This window comes from Rhodococcus sp. IEGM 27 (assembly GCF_033142305.1).
GTDB classification, from domain to species: Bacteria; Actinomycetota; Actinomycetes; order Mycobacteriales; family Mycobacteriaceae; genus Rhodococcus_F; species Rhodococcus_F oxybenzonivorans.
Genome location: NZ_JAWLSG010000006.1, coordinates 260,827 through 278,219 on the forward strand (window position 1 = coordinate 260,827; position 17,393 = coordinate 278,219).

A 17,393-nucleotide genomic window follows, 5' to 3' on the forward strand; every position below is an offset into this window, starting at 1 on the left:
GCCCGCTGCATTACTCACATCAGTGCACTTCGGCCTTACCGTCGATCAGGGTGATGTAGCCGGTCTGGAAGTTCTGCTGCACACCGCCGGGGATGACGAATTTGTCACTGATCGGGAAGCCGATCCGGCCGGCTTCGTAGCCGACGCTCTTCCAGGCGTCGAAGATCGGACCGTTCTCGATCGCCCAGGCGCCGGACAACGGGCTCCAGTAGATGTTGCCGCCCTCGAACTCGTTGAACCGGCCGCCGTCCTTGACTGCGATCTCGCTCGTCTTCGGGAACCCGAGCCATCCGCCTTCATACCCGAGCTCGGCGTACTTGCCCATGATCATCCCCTGCACGCGGTGCGTGCCGTGGACGGGGCTGTAATACATGGCGCCGATCTCGAAGCCCTGCACGACACCGTCCTTGCCGGGGGTGGGCACCTCGTCGGCCACCGGGTAACCGAGCGGCCCGCCTTCCCAGCCCTGGCGTGCCCACTCCGCGAGAATGGCCCCGCGGATGGCATGCGCACCGGTTTGCGGTGTCCAGTAGATGGACCCGTGCTCGAAGTGATTGAAACGACCGCGACCGTCTGGTGTGCCCAGCTCGGGTGTGGTCGGGTAGCCGAGGGGCCCTGTCGGACCGCCTGCCGCCTGGTAGGCGCCGCCGATGGCCCCGGCAACCGGATGGGTGCCCGTGTCGGACTTGGCGAAGATCCTGCCGAAACGGAAGTCCTGCACCGTGCCGCCCGCGAGGCTGTACTCGGGTGTGAGGCAGTCCCCGATCCACGGGCTGGCCGCGGCGACCCCGGCAATGGAGCCACCCGTGCCACACACCGGCTTGTCTGCCTCGATGCCCACGGCGGCGGCCAGCTGCGGCCACAGCTGGTGCAGCTCGAACTGCCAGTACGGCCACGAGTGTGTCCCGGACGGGCGGTAATTGACCTGCGCGGGAATGCCCAGCTTGTTGAGCTTGGTGGCGAACGTCTGCGAGGTGAGACGCGAAAGAATTTCCAGACCCATGCCCGCGTAATTAGTACTCACGCCCGGAATACCCGACGGCTGGTCGTACGGGCCGGTGGTTCCGCTGCCGCTGGAGATGTACAGGCTGACACCCTTGAGCTTGTCGGCCAGGAGGTACGGGTCGTGCTCTTCCCACGCCGAGCTGGTCGGAGGTCCCCACATGGCGTTCGCGTCGAACCCGCCGGCATCACTCATGGCGTAAGCGACGGCCTGCGGCATTCCGAGCGCCGTGGTGGTCAACATGCCCGACAGTGACGCGGCGAAGTCGAAGAATCCCTGGTTGCGAGCGGCGAGGAACATAGCCGATGTCCCGCCCATGGACAACCCGACCACTCCACGCGTCTGGGTGGTACGCCAGTCGCTCTCGAGGATCGGCGGCAGTTCCTTGGTGAGGAACGTCTCCCACTGGTAGTTCTGGCCGTTGTCCTGCGCCACCCAGTCGGAGTAGAAGCTGGACTGCCCGCCCACGGGAAGGACGACGTTGATGTTCTTGTCCGCGAAGAACGATTCGGCGTCGGTTTCGAGTGTCCAGCCGTTCTCGTTGTCCTGCGCCCGCAGGCCGTCGAGCATCCAGACCGACGGGAACTTCTCGGTCGGCTTGGAATTCCAATCGCGGGCGAGCAGCAACTGGACCTGAATCGGCACACCCATGGACGGAGAGTTGACCCACAGTGCGACCCGGCGGTCGGACAGCCAGTCGACGTGATGAATGGTCGCGCCACTCGGCGCCTGCGTAGCCACCGGAGCCGCGTGCACGGCAACCGGCGCAGCGGACGCGGTGGCGGTCGAGGTGAACCCGACCGCCACCGGCACCACGAGCACAGCGGCGAGCGAGGTGAGGACCCTTCTGCGGACCACTCCGGCCGACACACGCTGACGTTCTGCCCTGAGCAGGCCTACTCGCATGACGTTCACTCTCTCTCTGCGCGTCGAGGCCACAACACGGAACACTGCCTCACGTTCCGGTTCTTTCTACACGCAATCAACTGACGAGTGGGGGCGCCGCGCTGTTACCGCTGGTGCAATTGTTACTTCCGAGCTATTTCCGGCTAGCCGATGGTGTTGCTGAGATCCGGCGCCAGATCGTGGATCTGCTGCTGCCAGTACCGCCAGCTGTGGATGCCGCGGGGCGGGAAGCTGTAGGTGACGTTCTTGGCGCCGATGGTTGCCATCCGCACCTGGAAGGCACGGGTGTTGGCCAGCGACAGCGCCTCGAGGCTCGCGCCGGTAGTGGCGTTGAACACGTCCATGACCCCGGTGGGGGCGGCGCCGCCGGGGGCGGGGATGCCGTTCGCGGCGGAAACCCAGACGCGGGTGCCGTTGTCCCGGAGCTTGTTGGCGAAGACGAACGGGTCGTTACGCAGCCACGCCGGGTTCCACGGCGGGCCCCACATCGCGTCGACGTTGAACCGACCGGCGTCGAGCATCGCGACCCGAATGGCTTCACGCATGCCGGGAGCGGAGATGTTCAGATACCCGGAGAGCGAACCGGCGTAGTTGAACTGGTCCGGGTGGTACGCGGCGAGCGTCAGAGCGGCGCTGCCACCCATCGACAAGCCGATGACACCGTTGCGGGTGGACTGGAAACCGAGACGGTTCGCAAGCGCGTTGCGGAGTTCCTCTGTGAGGAAGGTCTCCCACTTGTAGGTGACCTTCTGACCGTTGAAGGTCGAGTTCGACACCCAGTCCGAGTAGAAGCTGGACTGGCCGCCGACCGGCTGGACGACGTTGATGTTCTGCGCAGCGAGGAACGGCCCGGCGTCGGTGTTGATTTCCCAGCCGCTGAGGTCGTCCTGGGCGCGGAGGCCGTCGAGCAGGTACACCACACGGCTGGTGTTGCCGTCAGCTGCACGCCAGATGCGGCTCTTGATCGGGCCCATGCTCGAGTCGACCCAGAAGTCCTGGGCTGCAGGGTCGAAGGCTGCGGATGCGGTCGCGCCGCCGCCCACCATGGTCACGCCCAGCGGCAGTGCTACTGCCAGAGCAATCGCGGCGGCGGTGCGTCTGGCCCACCCGCTCGTTCTCGTCGAACCCCCAACTCGCATGAAATCGTCTTCCCTCCGGTTGATCCCTCGCGCGCCGCGGACGCGGCAACCACTCGAACTCTCGTGAAAATCTCACGTACAGACGCCACCCGCGCAGCGATCGCTGCGCGGGTGGCGTCTCGACGGGATCACCTTACTGACAAAACATGTCGTTGCGCACTCCCGGGTACGAGAATTCCGACCGTTCCCCCGGTTCGGGCTCACTCCGGACAGACCCGGTCCCGAACGACGAATGCCGTCCCACCCGGAAGGTGGGACGGCATTCGATGTCGAGCTCAGATCACCAGGCGCCGAGCGTGTCCAGGATCTGTCCGCGGGCCTTCCACAGCTCCGAACTCCAGTACGGCCACGAGTGTGTGCCGTTGGCGGGGAAGCTGAAGTGGGCGGGAACACCGAGGGTGGCCAGGCGAACCTGGAAGGCGCGGGTGTTGGCCAGTGCGAGCGCCTCGAGTCCCATGCCGTTGGCGGTGTTGTAGTAGTCGATCGGTGCACGCGGGTGGTCGAACTCACCGGGCAGGCCGCTGGCGGCCGAGATGTACATCGACAGACCCTGCAGACGCGGGGCGAACACGAACGGGTCGTTGCGCAGCCACGCCGGGTTCCACGGCGGGCCCCACATCGCGTCGACGTTGAACCGGCCGGCGTCGAGCATGGCGACCCGGATGGCTTCACGCATGCCGGGAGCGGAGATGTTCAGATACCCGGAGAGCGAACCGGCGAACTTGAACTGGTCGCGGTGGTACGCGGCGAGCGTCAGAGCGGCGCTGCCACCCATCGACAGGCCGAGAACCGCGTTGTTGGTGCGGGAGACACCGTAGTTCGCGAGGAAGTTGGGAAGCTCCTGAGTCAGGAAGGTCTCCCACCTGTACGTGATGGGCTGGCCGTTGAAGTTGCTGGGCGCGTACCAGTCGGAGTAGAAGCTCGACTCGCCGCCGACCGGCATGACCAGGGTGACGTTGTCGTTGCGGTACTGGTCCAGCGCGTTGGTCTCGAAGCTCCACGCGTTGCGGTCGTTGCGGGCACGCAGGCCGTCGAGCAGGTAGAGCGCGGCGCTACCACCACGAGCTGCCCACTGCACCTGGACCTTGATGTTCCCCATCGAAGAAGGAACCCACAGCTCCTCGTATCCACCCGACGGTGCGGTGTGGACGGGGGCGGCGTGAGCGGGTGCTGCCACGGCGACGGCTCCACCAGCGACTCCTGCGGCCACAGGCAGTACCAGTGCGGCGGCACCTACTGCCATCGCACGCTGCTTGAGGCGCTGAGACAACCTCGTTCTGGCAAAACGCATGGATACTGCTCTCTCTCTTCGTCTGCGGACTCCGCCAAGGGGCGGTTCCGGCGGATTCCGTCGGGGAACAGGCGACCTGCCGGCCCGGATCTATCCCGGGTCGGCAGCGGACCTCTTCCAAGTCACACTGCGCTCGGTGGACTGTATGTCACACAAAGTCCCCTGACAAACGCTCGCGGAGCATTTGCCGGGCACTTTCCAGACCACCGTCACCGATGACTCATCATCGACGTACATCGTGACCGAAGGGCCCCGCGTTACACAAACGAGATGTGACGTTCTGGCATCGAGATCTGCAGGTCAGCCACCAGCGACCGCGCCTGCCCGATTCGGCCTATTTCACCGGTTCCGGAAAAGGTGGCTCCAGATTGCACCGCTGAATTTCGTATGCAGGCACCCGATCGAAACGGTAACTCGCGAAATCCAACGCATCCTTGAAATTCTGCTTGAAACGCGGCCAGGTCAGTTCGGACCTATATGAGGTCAACAGTTCCTGCGTCTCTGGGCAGGACAGCGCCACGCGCGCTTCCGTCACCCATTCCTCGTCGAGGAATCCGGGCATCCAAGGGTGCTTGTCGATCATTCCCGTGTCGACCACCACCCAGTCGGGATAGAGGTTCTTGTCGTGTCCGATGCGGCCGTCGTCCAGACGCTCGGTGTGGGCCGCGAGCGGATAGGCGAGGCCCATCTGGTCGAGAACCTTCACATCTAGCCCGACGTTCATGCTCGTCATGCCGAGGTTGAGGAAATAGACCGTGTGGCCTGCACCGCCCTCTGGGATCGGAAGGGGCGGAGGAACGACGAACCAGTACGTGTAGTCGGGCGACGGGATGAGAAGGCCACCGTCCGGGGTGTCCGCAATGGTTTCCGCCATGGCCCGCATCCGGGGATAGTCCAGATAATCGTCGGCGCGAATGGGATGGGCGTGACCGGTATTGAGCACGTAGAACGCGCGCTCGTCGACAATTCCGGATCGCCCGACGACGGCGCCTTCCGGCATTCCGGTGGTATTGGACGCGAAGAATGCCCACACCACAGTGCCCACCCACAGGAATGCCATCGCGAAGAACAGTGAGGTTTCGCGATTTCTCCCCCACGACACCTTTTCGGGAATTCGCACCGGAATAACGGCGACGGGGACGAGGAAACAGAACAGCACGGGAAGGAGAACGCGCCCGTGCATGAAGTCGCCGCCGACACGCAGCGAATAGAGACCCAGAATGAATCCACTGCCGAGAATGAATGCAACCACCGCATTCTGCGTCCGGAGCCGGGCGCGTAGGCGTCGGACACGGCTGCCGCGAGTGTGAGCAACACCATTGCCGAGAGACTTGCCGCGACCCCGCCAGGAGAACACGACGCCGACGAGAAGGAACAGCAACGGGAGCCACAGAAGGTACGGGCCGACAAGATTCCACAGATACGCGAACCCCTGCGACCACTTGGCGCCACCGGCGTCCTTCGACACCGCGGTGTTGGGATACGGGAGCGCGTAGTAGCCCATCCGCCAGATCTGGTACCCGACCGGCACGATGCCGGCCACGAACACCATGACGGTGCGCGCCATCCAGGTCAGTCCGGGTGCGAGGAAGATCATGGCCAGCGACAGGGCGCCCAGAATAGCCAGTTCGGGTCGCACCAGCGGGCCCATTCCCGCAATGAACGCGAGGATCAGCACAGATCCGGTGGAGGGTGCAGCAGCCTGGCTCCAGCGGATCAGCAGCAGCCACAGCAGCGCGATCCAGAAGATGACCAGGCAACTTTCGAGGCCGGACGTGGCGAAGTCGCGCGCAGGCGGAACCGCGATGTAGACCAGCACACCGGCAGGCAGGAGGAACAGCGTCCCGCCCGAGCCGAACGATCCACCGCGGTAGAGCCGGGCCGTGCCCAGCATGGCGAGCACGATGGCAGCCGTGGACAGAACCAGGGCAATCGTGAGAACCACGTACTCGAGCCGGCTCTGGGTGAGCCAGCCGAAAGCGTAGACGATGTAGGTCCAGGCGGTACTGGTGTTCGCCTCGACGCGCTCGCCTGCGTTGAAGACGGGACCGTTGCCCGCGAGCAGGTTGCGCACAGTGCGCAGGACGATCAAACCGTCGTCGGCGATCCACCGACGCTCCCAGGCTCCCCAGAACATCAGGAGAGCCGAGATGGCCACACCCCCGAGGAAGACCACCCTCGAGAGGATGGCCTTCCGGTGGCGTTCGGTCTGCTCCGCGGCGGCATCCGAGTGTTCGGTGCCTCCTACCACGTCAGACGAGGTAGACAGCGACACCCACCACTCCGATCCAGGCGATGGCGAGGAGTTGGAGCACGCGGTCGCCCAGAGCGATCTCCTCGGGCTCTCCTGCCTCGCCACCGTCCACGTCAACCGCGTAGCGGAGGATCGCGACGGTGAACGGCACCATGGAGATGGCGTACCAGTTCGTGTTCTTCAGGTCGTCCTGCTGGAAGGCCCACAGTCCGTAGCAGAGCACCACGGCCGTGGCGCTGAGGGTCCAGACGAAGCGCAGGTAGGTAGTGGTGTAATTCTCGAGCGACTTGCGGATCTTCGCCCCGGTGTTCTCTGCAAGCTGCAGTTCCGCATACCGCTTACCGGCGGCCATGAACAACGATCCGAACGCCATGACCAGCAGGAACCACTGCGACAACGCGATCTCGGCGGCCACACCACCGGCGATGGCGCGCAGCAGGAAGCCGGACGAGACGATGCAGATGTCCAGGACGGCCTGGTGTTTGAGCCCGAAGCAGTACGCCAGCTGGATACCGATGTACACGGCCATCACGACGGCAAGCTGCCAGTTGGCCAGGAACGACAGGGCGATGGCACCGACCAGGAGGACGACCGCCATGGCGAATGCCAGGTTGACCGGGAGTACGCCGGCAGCGATGGGACGGAATCGCTTGGTGGGGTGTGCGCGGTCCGCTTCGACATCCATTGCGTCGTTGACGAGGTAGATGCCGGATGCTGCCATGCAGAACACCACGAATGCGAGCGCGACCGGCAGCAGGACGTCGGGCTCCGTGGCCGTTCCTGCCGCGATGGGAGCTGCCAGCACCAGGACGTTCTTCACCCACTGGCGGGGGCGAACTGCCCGGACGATGCCTGTGGCCAGGGATGTCGGGGGTCCCGTGACGACGGCCGGTTCCTCGCTCATTTTTCTCCAAACTTCTGCTCGGCCTTGAGTACCGCAGCCGCAGACGCGGCCCCCAGGGCAGATCCGGCGAGCACATCGGTCGGGTAATGCACTCCCAGAACGAGCCGGGAGAGCAGCATCGGCGGTACCAACAACGCAGGCAAGGGTAGCCCGGTGAGTCGGCCGAGCAGCACAGCAGCCGCCGTCGTGGATGTGGCGTGCGAGGACGGGAAGCTCAGTTTGCTCGGTGTCGACACGTTGACCTGGATGGACGGGTCGATCGGCCGAGGCCGGCGGACCACGCGCTTGATCGCGATCGACGCTGCGTGGGCACCCACCGCGCCGACGGCGACTCCCGCCCACTGACGCCGGCGGGGCTTGTCGAGCGCGGCACCGATCCCGGCGACGGCCACCCAGCCGAAGGCGTGCTCACCGAAGTGAGACATCCCACGGGCGGTGGCGACGACTCCCGGCTTGCCCGCGATCGTCGACTGCACGGACCGCAGAATCTTCACCTCACGAGATGCCGAAGACACGTTCCCACCTCTCCTTGCTGGTCAGGGCAGGAACAGCGTCCTGGTACTCACGTTTGAGATCGGGGAACCGCTGAGCCAGTTCACGGCGCAGCCGCAGGGCTTCCTTCAGCAGCGCGAGGGCCTGCTTGGGGTTGCGCTTCCGGTAGACGACTCCCCTGCCGTCGGCGGTGGTGACCGTGACGCCGTCCACCTGCGAGAGGAGGAACCAGCGTGCGTCCAGCGTCGGGACATTGAGCTGCGGCCGCTCGTGGTGTTCCGTGTGCGCGGGCTTGACGTTGTGAACCAGGCCCTTGCCGAGGCGCACGATCTTCGCCAGCGGGTTGGTGGGCAGACCGACGGCGCCGACCTCGGCCCCGGAGGGCAGCGGCAGGCTGGTCGACGACGGCAAGACAACGGCGTCCGGGAATTCCTTACGCATCGCGTGGACGTTGCCCAACGCGGTGGGCAGCAACTCGAAGATGTGCTCGGGTCCCTGGAGGAAGTCGGCGATGGCCTGGTTCTGAATCGCCACGGTCGAGTATTCGAGGCACAGCAAGTGCTTGATGGTGGCCTTCACGCTGTTGACCACGAGGCCGCGGACGCTGCCCGGCATGTGCAGGGCGGCGACGACGAGCCGGTTCCGCAGGTGGAAGTACGCCTGCCAGTCGATGGCGTCGTCCTTGTCACTCCACGCCATGTGCCAGATGGCGGCGCCGGGCATGGTGATGGTGGGGTAACCGGCCGCGCGGGCGCGCAGCCCGTACTCGGCGTCGTCCCACTTGATGAAGAGCGGGAGCGGCTGACCGAGTTCCTCGGCCGCCTGGCGGGGGATCATGCACATCCACCAGCCGTTGAAGTCGACGTCGATGCGGCGGTGCAGCTTCTTCGAGTTCTCGCGGTCGCTGAGCGGGTACTTGGAGAAGTCGTGGTCGTATTCCACGTTGGGCGCGGCGGTCCACATGAAAATGCTGCGATCGACCACTTCGCCCATCGTGTGCAGGTGGCTGCGCTCCTGGAGGTTGAGCATCTGGCCACCCACCAGCATGGGGGACTTGGCGAACCGGGACATCGCGAGCGCACGCAGAATCGAGTCGGGCTCGATCTCGATGTCGTCGTCCATGAAGAGGATGTGCTGGCAGTCGGTGGTCTTCAGGGCCTCGTACATGATGCGGCTGTAGCCGCCCGAGCCACCCAGATTGGCCTGGTCGTGAATGACGAGGCGATCACCGAGAGCGGCTGCGGCCTCTTCGTACCCGGGCTCGTCCACGACCTTGCGCGTGCCCTGATCCGGGACGATGACGGCCTTGACCACATCGAGCACCAGCTCGTCGGACGCGAGCGCTTCCAACGCCTTCACACAGTCGGTGGGCCGGTTGAACGTGGGGATGCCCACGGCCACGGTGGCCTCGCCCGGCGCATCGATCGGAGCGAACCAGCCGGCGCTCTCGAGCACGACCTCGGTGTCGGAGGTGATGTCGAACCAGATCCAGCCGCCGTCCTCGAAAGGCGCCAGCTCGATCTCGAACTCCATCGCGGCGTCGCCGTCGAGGAACTCGCGTCCCTCGACGTGGATGCGGGACGAGTCGGCCTTCGAGCGGTACACGTCGACGCGGCCGTGGCCGGACAGATCCAGCCGCAGCACCACCGACTTCAGGATGGTCCAGCGACGCCAATAGCTCGCCGGGAAAGCGTTGAAATAGGTGCAGAACGAGGCTTCGGACTCCGCACCGACCGACAGCGACGTCCGCGACAGCGGGTGGGCGCGACGACTGTTGGTCTTCGCTTCCTCCACGTAGAGGGTGCGCACGTCGAGGGGCTCCCCCGGCCGGGGCACGAGGATGCGCTGCAGCAACGACTTGCCCAGCAACGACGGGTCCTCGGTCCCCTTCTCGGCCTCGAGCAGGTGGCGGGCGCTCATTCGGAGTCCCCCACGAGTTCCGCACCGGATTCGAAATGCGGTCGAAGGGAGTTGTCGAACATCGACAGCGCGCTCGCGATCGCCATGTGCATGTCCAGGTACTGGTAGGTGCCGAGGCGTCCGCCGAACAACACCTTCTTCTCGGCCATCTCCGCCTTGGCCCGGTCCCGGTAGGCGGCGAGTTTCTCGCGGTCCTCGCGGGTGTTGATCGGGTAGTACGGCTCGTCCGCGCTCTCGGCGAAGCGCGAGTACTCGCGCATGATCACCGTCTTGTCCTTCGGGTAATCCCGCTCCGGGTGGAAGTGGCGGAACTCGTGGATGCGCGTGAAGGGCACGTCGGCGTCGTTGTAGTTCATCACCGGTGTTCCCTGGAAGTCGCCGGTCTCGAGGACCTCGGTCTCGAAGTCGAGCGTGCGCCAGCCCAGCTCACCCTCCGAGTAGTCGAAGTACCGGTCGAGGGGGCCCGTGTAGACGACGGGAGCGTCCGGGTTCGCGGCACGCAGCTCGTCACGGACGTCGAAGTAATCCGTTTCCAACCGGACCTCGATTTTCGGGTCCTTCGCCATGTTCTCGAGCCATGCCGTGTAACCGTCGACGGGCAGGCCCTCGTACGTGTCGTTGAAGTAGCGATTGTCGAACGTGTACCGCACGGGCAGTCGAGTGATGTTGCCCGCAGGCAGGTTCTTGGGGTCCGTCTGCCATTGCTTGGCGGTGTAGTCCCGGACGAAGGCCTCGTACAGCGGGCGTCCGATCAGGGAGATCGCCTTTTCCTCGAGGTTGGACGCTTCCGCCGGGTCGATCTCGCTGGACTGCTCGGCGATCAGCTTCCGCGCCTCCTCCGGGGTGAAGAAGCGGCCGAAGAACTGCGACACCAGGCCGAGGCCCATCGGGAACTGGTACGCCTGCCCCTTGTGCAGTGCGAACACCCGGTGCTGGTAGTTGGTGAATTCGGTGAACTGGGTGACGTAGTCCCACACGCGCTTGTTCGAGGTGTGGAACAGGTGCGCGCCGTACTTGTGGATCTCGATGCCGGTCTCCGGCTCGGCCTCCGAGTAGGCGTTTCCGCCCAGGTGGTGGCGGCGGTCGAGCACCAGCACACGCTTGCCCAGCTGTGTTGCTGCACGCTCGGCGATGGTCAGTCCGAAGAATCCGGAGCCGACGACGATGAGGTCGTATCCGGCCGCGCTGTCGCGCTCCGTCTCGGCCTTCGCGGGGGCAGTGGTCTCTGGGTTTGCAGCGGTCACGGTGAACCAGGGTAAGCGACTCGGCCCCCCGTGCGCGGCCACGGGGTGCACGGACACCCTCGCCATGCACGAGGAGTTCTCCCGGTATTCACCGCTTCTGCGAACCTCGTTGTTCCCGCCGTCGCGCCGATCCAGCTCAATGATCGGGTGCGCATCGTCCAGTTGGCCAACTTCTACGGACCGCGGTCGGGCGGGCTCCGCACTGCCCTGCACAACTGGGGGCGTGGCTACGCCGAGCGCGGCCACGAAGTGGTTCTTGTCGTCCCAGGTCAGCGGGACAATGAGGAGGTTCTGCCGGGTGGGGTCCTGCGGATCACGCGGGCGGCACCGGTGATCCCAGCGACGGGGGGCTATCGCATCGTCAATCCGCGGCGCGTGGCCGACGTCGTGCGAGGACTGCGACCCGACGTCCTCGAGGTGTCCGATCGGCTGACGTTGCGTGGTTTCGGCGGCTGGGCCCGCGACCGCGGCATTCGCAGTGTCGTGGTCTCACACGAGCGTCTCGACCGACTTCTCGGCCAGTTTGCACCGCGTCGTCTCGCCACCGGGTGGGCCGATGCCGCGAACCGCCGCATGGCGCGCAACTACGACGCCGTCGTCTGCACGACGGACTTCGCGAGCGAGGAGTTCCTCCGGATCAGGGCACCCAACCTGCACCGGGTGCCACTGGGGGTGGATCTGGCGATGTTCCATCCCGGCAAACACGATCAGGGCATGCGCGACTCCTACGCCGGGCCCGCGCAGCGCTTCCTCCTGCACTGTGGCCGCCTCTCGGTGGAGAAGCAGGTGGAGCGGAGCATCGAGGCGGTCCGCCTACTTCGGCGCGAAGGGCACGACACCCGCCTCGTCATCGCCGGTGACGGACCCCGGCGCGAAGCACTGAAGTCCCGGGCACGCGGACTCCCGGTCCACTTCACCGGGTTCATCAGCGACAAGTCGCGGCTCGCCGCCCTGTTCGCCTCGGCCGACGTGTCGCTGGCACCCGGCCCGCACGAAACGTTCTGCCTGTCGGCGCTGGAGTCGCTGGCAGCGGGCACCCCGGTAGTTGCGTCACAGTCCTCGGCGCTGGCCGAAATCATCACACCGGGGTGCGGCGCCCTGGCGAGCAACCGCGGCTCGGCCTTCGCGGAGGCGGTCAGCAGCGTCCTCGAGATTCCCGCGAATACTCGGCGGGCGTCCGCCAGGCGTCGGGCCGAGGATTTCGGCTGGGCCGAATCCGTCGACGGAATGCTCGCGGTGCTCGGGGACGACCGCTAGCTGCCGCCGGTCGGGATCCAGTCCCGGAGCACACTCGCGTCGATCACCTGTGCACCCAGCTTCTCCGTCCAGATGATGGTTCCGTTCTGATACACCCGGAACTTGCCCGCCTCGGACGGCAGCATCATCTCCGGGCCGACCGGTGCACCGAGCGTGCTGTTCACTCCGCCCAGTTCCTTGTACTTCTCGGCGATCGGCGATCCCGGGGTGGTGCCGACGGTGTCGTCGTCGGCGAGACTCGGGTCGGGTTCGCTCGGCGCCGGCGGCACTCCCGGTATCCCGACGCCCTCGCCGACCGTGAACCAGTCGGACTTCAGTTTCAGCTTGGCCCGCGCCTGCGCCCCCGTCACCTCCGTGGTACCGGCGGAACCAACTACCTTCACACCGGTGACCCGGCCCCCGTCGACGCCGAAGTTGTTGCGTGTCACCACTTCGAAGGTGTGGAGTTCGCCCACACCGAACGCGGTCGCGATATCGCCGGCCGTCAGTGTGACCGTCCAATCGTGGTGCGGCGACGCGGTGTCGCCCTGGTCCTCGACAGCCGGAAACTCGCCACCGGCCGTGAATCCGCCTGTCGACGAGGAAAATTCGGCGGCAACGGCCTTGTTGTCCTTGACGAGGATCATGCCCTGAGTCGAACGCACGGCATCCGTGGTGCGGGGATCCTCCACCTCGGAGCCGCCATAGACCTGACAACTCTGGGTGTCGCAGGTCCGCGCGTAGGCTTCACGACTCTCGGCGGCAGCGTACGAGCGTGCGGCAACCGCCTGTGCCCGAAGGGCTTCCGCACCGCCGGTATCGGCCCACTCGGCCTTCGCCTCGACGGGCACGACCCCGAGTAGGTAGTCCTCCATGCCGAGAACGTTGACCGTGCGCACGGCTGCGCCGTCCAGCGCGACACCGAGCGCACCGCGGTACGGCGTGTCGCCGGCACAGAAGGTGAGGTGCTCGTTCGACGGACGGTCGGGCCCGAGATCGACCGGGTCCACCCACGGGTGGTCCGTGACGTCCTGCCACAGCACCTCCCCGGCGCAGCCCCGGGTCACGACGACGTTGGCGCCACCGCCCGCCGTCGGCGTGAGGTGCACGGCTTCACCCGGCCCGACGGGCTTGCCCGCCACGACCGCACCGACGGCGGAATACACGTCGAGTGTCTGATCGTCGCGGCCCTGTAGTCGCACGCTGATCTGCGCGTCCGCGAGCGTGCCGAGGGTGGTTCCGCCGTAGTAGTGGGCGAGGATGCGCTCGGCTGCCCATCCCTGGTCTTTGGCGTATCCGTAGGCGCCCCACTGGCCCATCCCGCGACCGTGCCCGTTGCCGTGCCCGGAGAGCGTGAACGAAGTGTCCGAGGCGACCGACTCCCGGACCTCCGGCTCGGCCGAGCGGAGATGGACCGCCATGCCCGCAGCGCCCACCACGAGGAGAGGAGCGATACCGAGCGTCGACACGCGCGCCACCGACGACGTCCATCCGCGCCGAGCGGGACGTCCCGCGATGTACCGTCTTTTCCGTGTCCAGGCAGTTCTCCCTGCGCGGATCCCGAATTCGGTCTTGGACATCAATGCACTCCTCAGCGCTGAAACAACGAGCTCCGAAGCGCGGTGAGTGCCTTGCTCCGGCGGGTCCGAAGAATTCGGGATAAAGTCTCAATGTAAGGTTGAGCGTTATGGACCTGTGTGACTAGTGTGGCAAGAGTGATTCGAGTTGGCAACATCAGTCACATAGGTCACATCGGCATCACAAGTTGCAGATGAGCGAGGCCTGCTCGCAGGAAACTACAACTGAGGAGAGTCCCCTTGCCGCACCGCCGACCGAAGCCCTCGATCGTCCTCGGGGCTGTCGCTGCTCTGGCTGTCGCAAGTCCCGTTGCGGTCTACGGCATCAGCAGCGCCCCCTCCGACGTCCGCTCCACCAACGAGACCTCTGCCTCCGCGGTATCCACGGAGATCGCCCAGGTAGTGCTCTCCCAGATTCCCGACATCGTGATTCCGCTGAAGGAACTCACGGGGCTGAACCTGCCCGACGTCAACATCGGCGATCTGCGCAACGTGAAGATCCCGCCGTACATCCAGATTCCGAGCAATCTGCCCCTGCCGGCCGGAATTCAGATCCCCAACCTGCAGATCCCCCTGAAGCTTCCCGCTCCCGGTGACGTCTCCGACCCGGCGATCCTGCCGCCTGCCGACCAGCAGCCGGGAGCCATCGTCAAGGAAATCACCCGGGACACCCCGTTCAGCATGGTGGCGCTCACCTCCGAGACCGTGGCGTCCGCCGAGTCGAAGGTCCGCGCCCTGCGAGCCGACGGAACCTGGGGCGACTGGTTCTCCCCCGACATGATCGACACGCGGCGCACCGACAGCACGGCGTCGAACGGCACGGTGGCCACCGAACCGGTGTACGTCGGGTTGACGAAGGCCATCCAGATCCTGACGCCCACGTCTGCGCCGGCATCCGCCGCCGAGCCGGTACCCGCTCCGGTCGCGCCGCAGCCTGCACCTCCGGCGGCACCTGCACCTCCGGCGGCAGCGGCGCCCGCGGGTGCTGCGCCGCTGGGGTACACACCCGCTTCCGTCGACCGGCCGCTGCGTCAACAGCCGGCCCAGACCGGTGCAGACGACGTCACCGCCGTGCTCATCGAGCCGGGAAGCGGACCGGGCGACGGAGCCCTGAGTGACATCGCGGCACCGATCGGCGGATCCGGACCCAAGGTGATCACCCGCTCCCAGTGGGGCGCCGACGAGTCGATCCGTTGCGACGAACCGACGTACGACGACTTCATCGGAGGGGCGACGGTGCACCACACCGCCGGCGCCAACGACTACTCCAAGGCCGAGTCGGCCGAAATCGTCCGGGCGATCTACGCGTATCACGCGCAGACGCTGGGCTGGTGCGACGTCGGCTACAACGTGCTGGTCGACAAGTACGGGCAAATCTTCGAAGGTCGCGCCGGCGGCCTGGACCGTCCGGTTCAAGGAGCGCACGCAGGCGGGTTCAACGAGAACACCATGGGCATCGCGATGATGGGTGACTTCTCGTCCGAGGATCCGCCGCAGGCGACGATCGACTCCGTCGGCAAGTTCCTCGGATGGAAGCTCGCCAAGGCGGGACTCGATCCGCTCGGCCAGACCACGATGTACTCGGAAGGCACCGAGTTCACGCCGTACGCACAGGGTGAGGCCGTCGACCTGCCGGTGATCTTCGCGCACCGCGACGTCGGCAACACCTCCTGCCCCGGTGATGCCGGGTACTCGCACATGGACGAGATCCGTCAGATCGCGGCCGCGAATACCGGTGGCGGCGGCGACAGCGCATCACTCGCCTCGGGACCTCCCCCGGGCGAGACCCCGCCTGCGTCCGCGCCGGGAACGGATGTGAGCGCGAGCCTCGGCGCAGGCATTCCGGCGCTGGTCAACGAAATTCTCCGGCTGACCGACCCCTCCCCCGTCGCACAGAAGTGGGTGGCCGAAGGCGGTGACACCGGCCCCCTCGGGCAGGCCGTCACCGGACTGCTGCAGGCGAAGGCCGGCAACCAGGGTGCGAAGTTCACCAACGGAGCCATTTACACGTCACCCAACGGGGGTGTGTGGTCGGTTCTCGGACAGATCTTCAAGACCTGGCAGAACCTGGGCGCCGACAACGGCGAGCTGGGATTGCCGACCTCGGACGAATACCCGATCCCGGGTGGGCTGCGCACCGATTTCGAGAACGGCTCGCTCATCTTCAACGAGCTCACCGGCATCGTCACCAAGGTGTTGAAGACCTACAACGACGCCTACGCGGAGGCGTACCGCGACGGCGCCCGGGTCGACGCCGCAGCGCCCGCCGCACCGCCCGCGGATCCGGCACAGCTGCCGCCGGCAGCTGCACCGGCTGCACCGGCACCTGCACCTGCACCGGTCGAGCCTGCGCCGGCCGCTCCGGCTCCGGCACCAGCTCCGGTGGGCTGACGGAACTGCATCACCCTCTCGGGCGCTGGTGGTCTACGACCACCAGCGCTCGAGTACTTTTGCCACTCCGTCGTCCGAGTTGGTGGCGGTGACCTCGTCGGCAGCCGCCTTGGCGTCCGGATGCGCGTTCTCCACGGCCACTCCTCGACCCGCGAGGTTCAGCATCGGAATGTCGTTGGGCATGTCACCGAATGCAACGATCCCCGACGCCGTGACCCCGAGCTCCTCCATCACGATCGCGAGGCCGGACGCCTTGCTGATCCCCGACGCCGACAGCTCGATCAGACCGTTGTCCGTCGAAAAGGTGAGGTCCGCGCGGGCGCCGAGGTGGGGCCGCAAGACGTCGACCATCGCCTGGCTCGACATTCCGGGCACTCTGATCAGCAGCTTGACTGCCGGCGCTGCCAGAACCTCGTCCTCGGACATCTCGGTGTTGTCCGGATTGAGCCATGCATGCTGATAGCCCGGAGAGCTCACGAACTGGGGTGTGGCGGCGTCGTGAGCGCTGACGCCCACACGTTCCGCCGCCAGCCCCGCGCCCGGCAACATCTCCAGAGCGATCTCCGACAACCAGGTGAGGGTGTCCACGTCGAGCGTCGCGGCGCTGAGCACTCGGTCACTGTCGGCGTCGTAGATGACGGCGCCGTTGGCGCAGACGGCGAGGGGCGCATAACCCAGGCCCTCCACCACGGGATGGATCCACCGCGGCGGGCGGCCGGTGGCGAGAACGAAGGGGGTTCCCGACGCCACCACCGACTGCACGGCGTCACGGGTGCGGGCACTGACCCGTTCGTCGGGCCCGATCAGGGTGCCGTCGACATCGGACGCTACAAGGGTCGGTCGGTCTGGGCTCACCCGGTCATTCTGCCTGCACTGTTCTTCCCCGTGCCGAGCGGCCGCCGGGCGCGGGCTACCGGTGGTGTCGCAGCTCGGTCTCGCGGTGGTCCATCTCGGTGGTCCGTCGCCGGGATGTTGTCGAGTCCGGTGCGAGAAATCCTCAGTCCCTGGAAACGGGACAGCGCCCTGGCCGCCGTCT

12 protein-coding genes are annotated in these 17,393 nt (G+C 66.2%); 2 read left to right on the forward strand and 10 right to left on the reverse strand.

Features of this window, described 5'->3' with window-relative positions; all coding sequences use genetic code 11:
• Positions 1 to 19: 19 nt before the first annotated feature.
• From R4P95_RS22035 to glf, 8 genes are all read right to left on the reverse strand, one after another.
• Entirely contained in the window at positions 20 to 1,909 is a 1,890-nt protein-coding gene (locus tag R4P95_RS22035) for an alpha/beta hydrolase-fold protein (RefSeq protein WP_213574726.1), read from the reverse strand.
• A gap of 143 nt (positions 1,910 to 2,052) precedes the next feature.
• On the reverse strand, positions 2,053 to 3,048 hold the full coding sequence (locus R4P95_RS22040; RefSeq protein WP_213574728.1) for an alpha/beta hydrolase: 996 nt from the start codon (positions 3,046 to 3,048) through the stop codon (positions 2,053 to 2,055).
• A gap of 280 nt (positions 3,049 to 3,328) precedes the next feature.
• Entirely contained in the window at positions 3,329 to 4,339 is a 1,011-nt protein-coding gene (locus R4P95_RS22045) for an alpha/beta hydrolase (protein WP_213574730.1), read from the reverse strand.
• Between the two features lie 334 nt (positions 4,340 to 4,673).
• Positions 4,674 to 6,590: a flagellar motor control protein ZomB gene (zomB, locus tag R4P95_RS22050; RefSeq protein WP_317745273.1), complete on the reverse strand. Its 1,917-nt coding sequence runs from the start codon at positions 6,588 to 6,590 to the stop codon at positions 4,674 to 4,676.
• Position 6,591: 1 nt separating this feature from the next.
• Entirely contained in the window at positions 6,592 to 7,497 is a 906-nt protein-coding gene (locus R4P95_RS22055) for a decaprenyl-phosphate phosphoribosyltransferase (protein WP_213574734.1), read from the reverse strand.
• Positions 7,494 to 8,012 (reverse strand): phosphatase PAP2 family protein, encoded by a 519-nt coding sequence (locus R4P95_RS22060; protein WP_208962933.1) that lies wholly within the window; start codon positions 8,010 to 8,012, stop codon positions 7,494 to 7,496. Before R4P95_RS22060 ends, R4P95_RS22055 begins: the two co-directional genes overlap by 4 nt.
• Entirely contained in the window at positions 7,993 to 9,909 is a 1,917-nt protein-coding gene (locus R4P95_RS22065; protein ID WP_249354102.1) for a glycosyltransferase, read from the reverse strand. Before R4P95_RS22065 ends, R4P95_RS22060 begins: the two co-directional genes overlap by 20 nt.
• Positions 9,906 to 11,153: a UDP-galactopyranose mutase gene (gene glf, locus R4P95_RS22070; protein WP_374432658.1), complete on the reverse strand. Its 1,248-nt coding sequence runs from the start codon at positions 11,151 to 11,153 to the stop codon at positions 9,906 to 9,908. Before glf ends, R4P95_RS22065 begins: the two co-directional genes overlap by 4 nt.
• 147 nt (positions 11,154 to 11,300) lie before the next feature.
• Here glf and R4P95_RS22075 point away from each other — a divergent pair, with 147 nt between their 5' ends.
• On the forward strand, positions 11,301 to 12,410 hold the full coding sequence (locus tag R4P95_RS22075; RefSeq protein WP_317745274.1) for a glycosyltransferase: 1,110 nt from the start codon (positions 11,301 to 11,303) through the stop codon (positions 12,408 to 12,410).
• Here the strand turns inward: R4P95_RS22075 and R4P95_RS22080 are convergent.
• Entirely contained in the window at positions 12,407 to 13,969 is a 1,563-nt protein-coding gene (locus tag R4P95_RS22080; RefSeq protein WP_317745275.1) for a SpoIID/LytB domain-containing protein, read from the reverse strand. The genes R4P95_RS22075 and R4P95_RS22080 overlap by 4 nt on opposite strands.
• 237 nt (positions 13,970 to 14,206) lie before the next feature.
• On the opposite strand from R4P95_RS22080, the gene R4P95_RS22085 reads away from it, so the two are divergent.
• On the forward strand, positions 14,207 to 16,357 hold the full coding sequence (locus R4P95_RS22085; RefSeq protein ID WP_317745276.1) for an N-acetylmuramoyl-L-alanine amidase: 2,151 nt from the start codon (positions 14,207 to 14,209) through the stop codon (positions 16,355 to 16,357).
• A gap of 33 nt (positions 16,358 to 16,390) precedes the next feature.
• Here R4P95_RS22085 and R4P95_RS22090 read toward each other — a convergent pair whose 3' ends face one another.
• On the reverse strand, positions 16,391 to 17,212 hold the full coding sequence (locus tag R4P95_RS22090; protein ID WP_159918796.1) for an HAD family hydrolase: 822 nt from the start codon (positions 17,210 to 17,212) through the stop codon (positions 16,391 to 16,393).
• Positions 17,213 to 17,393 lie beyond the last annotated feature (181 nt).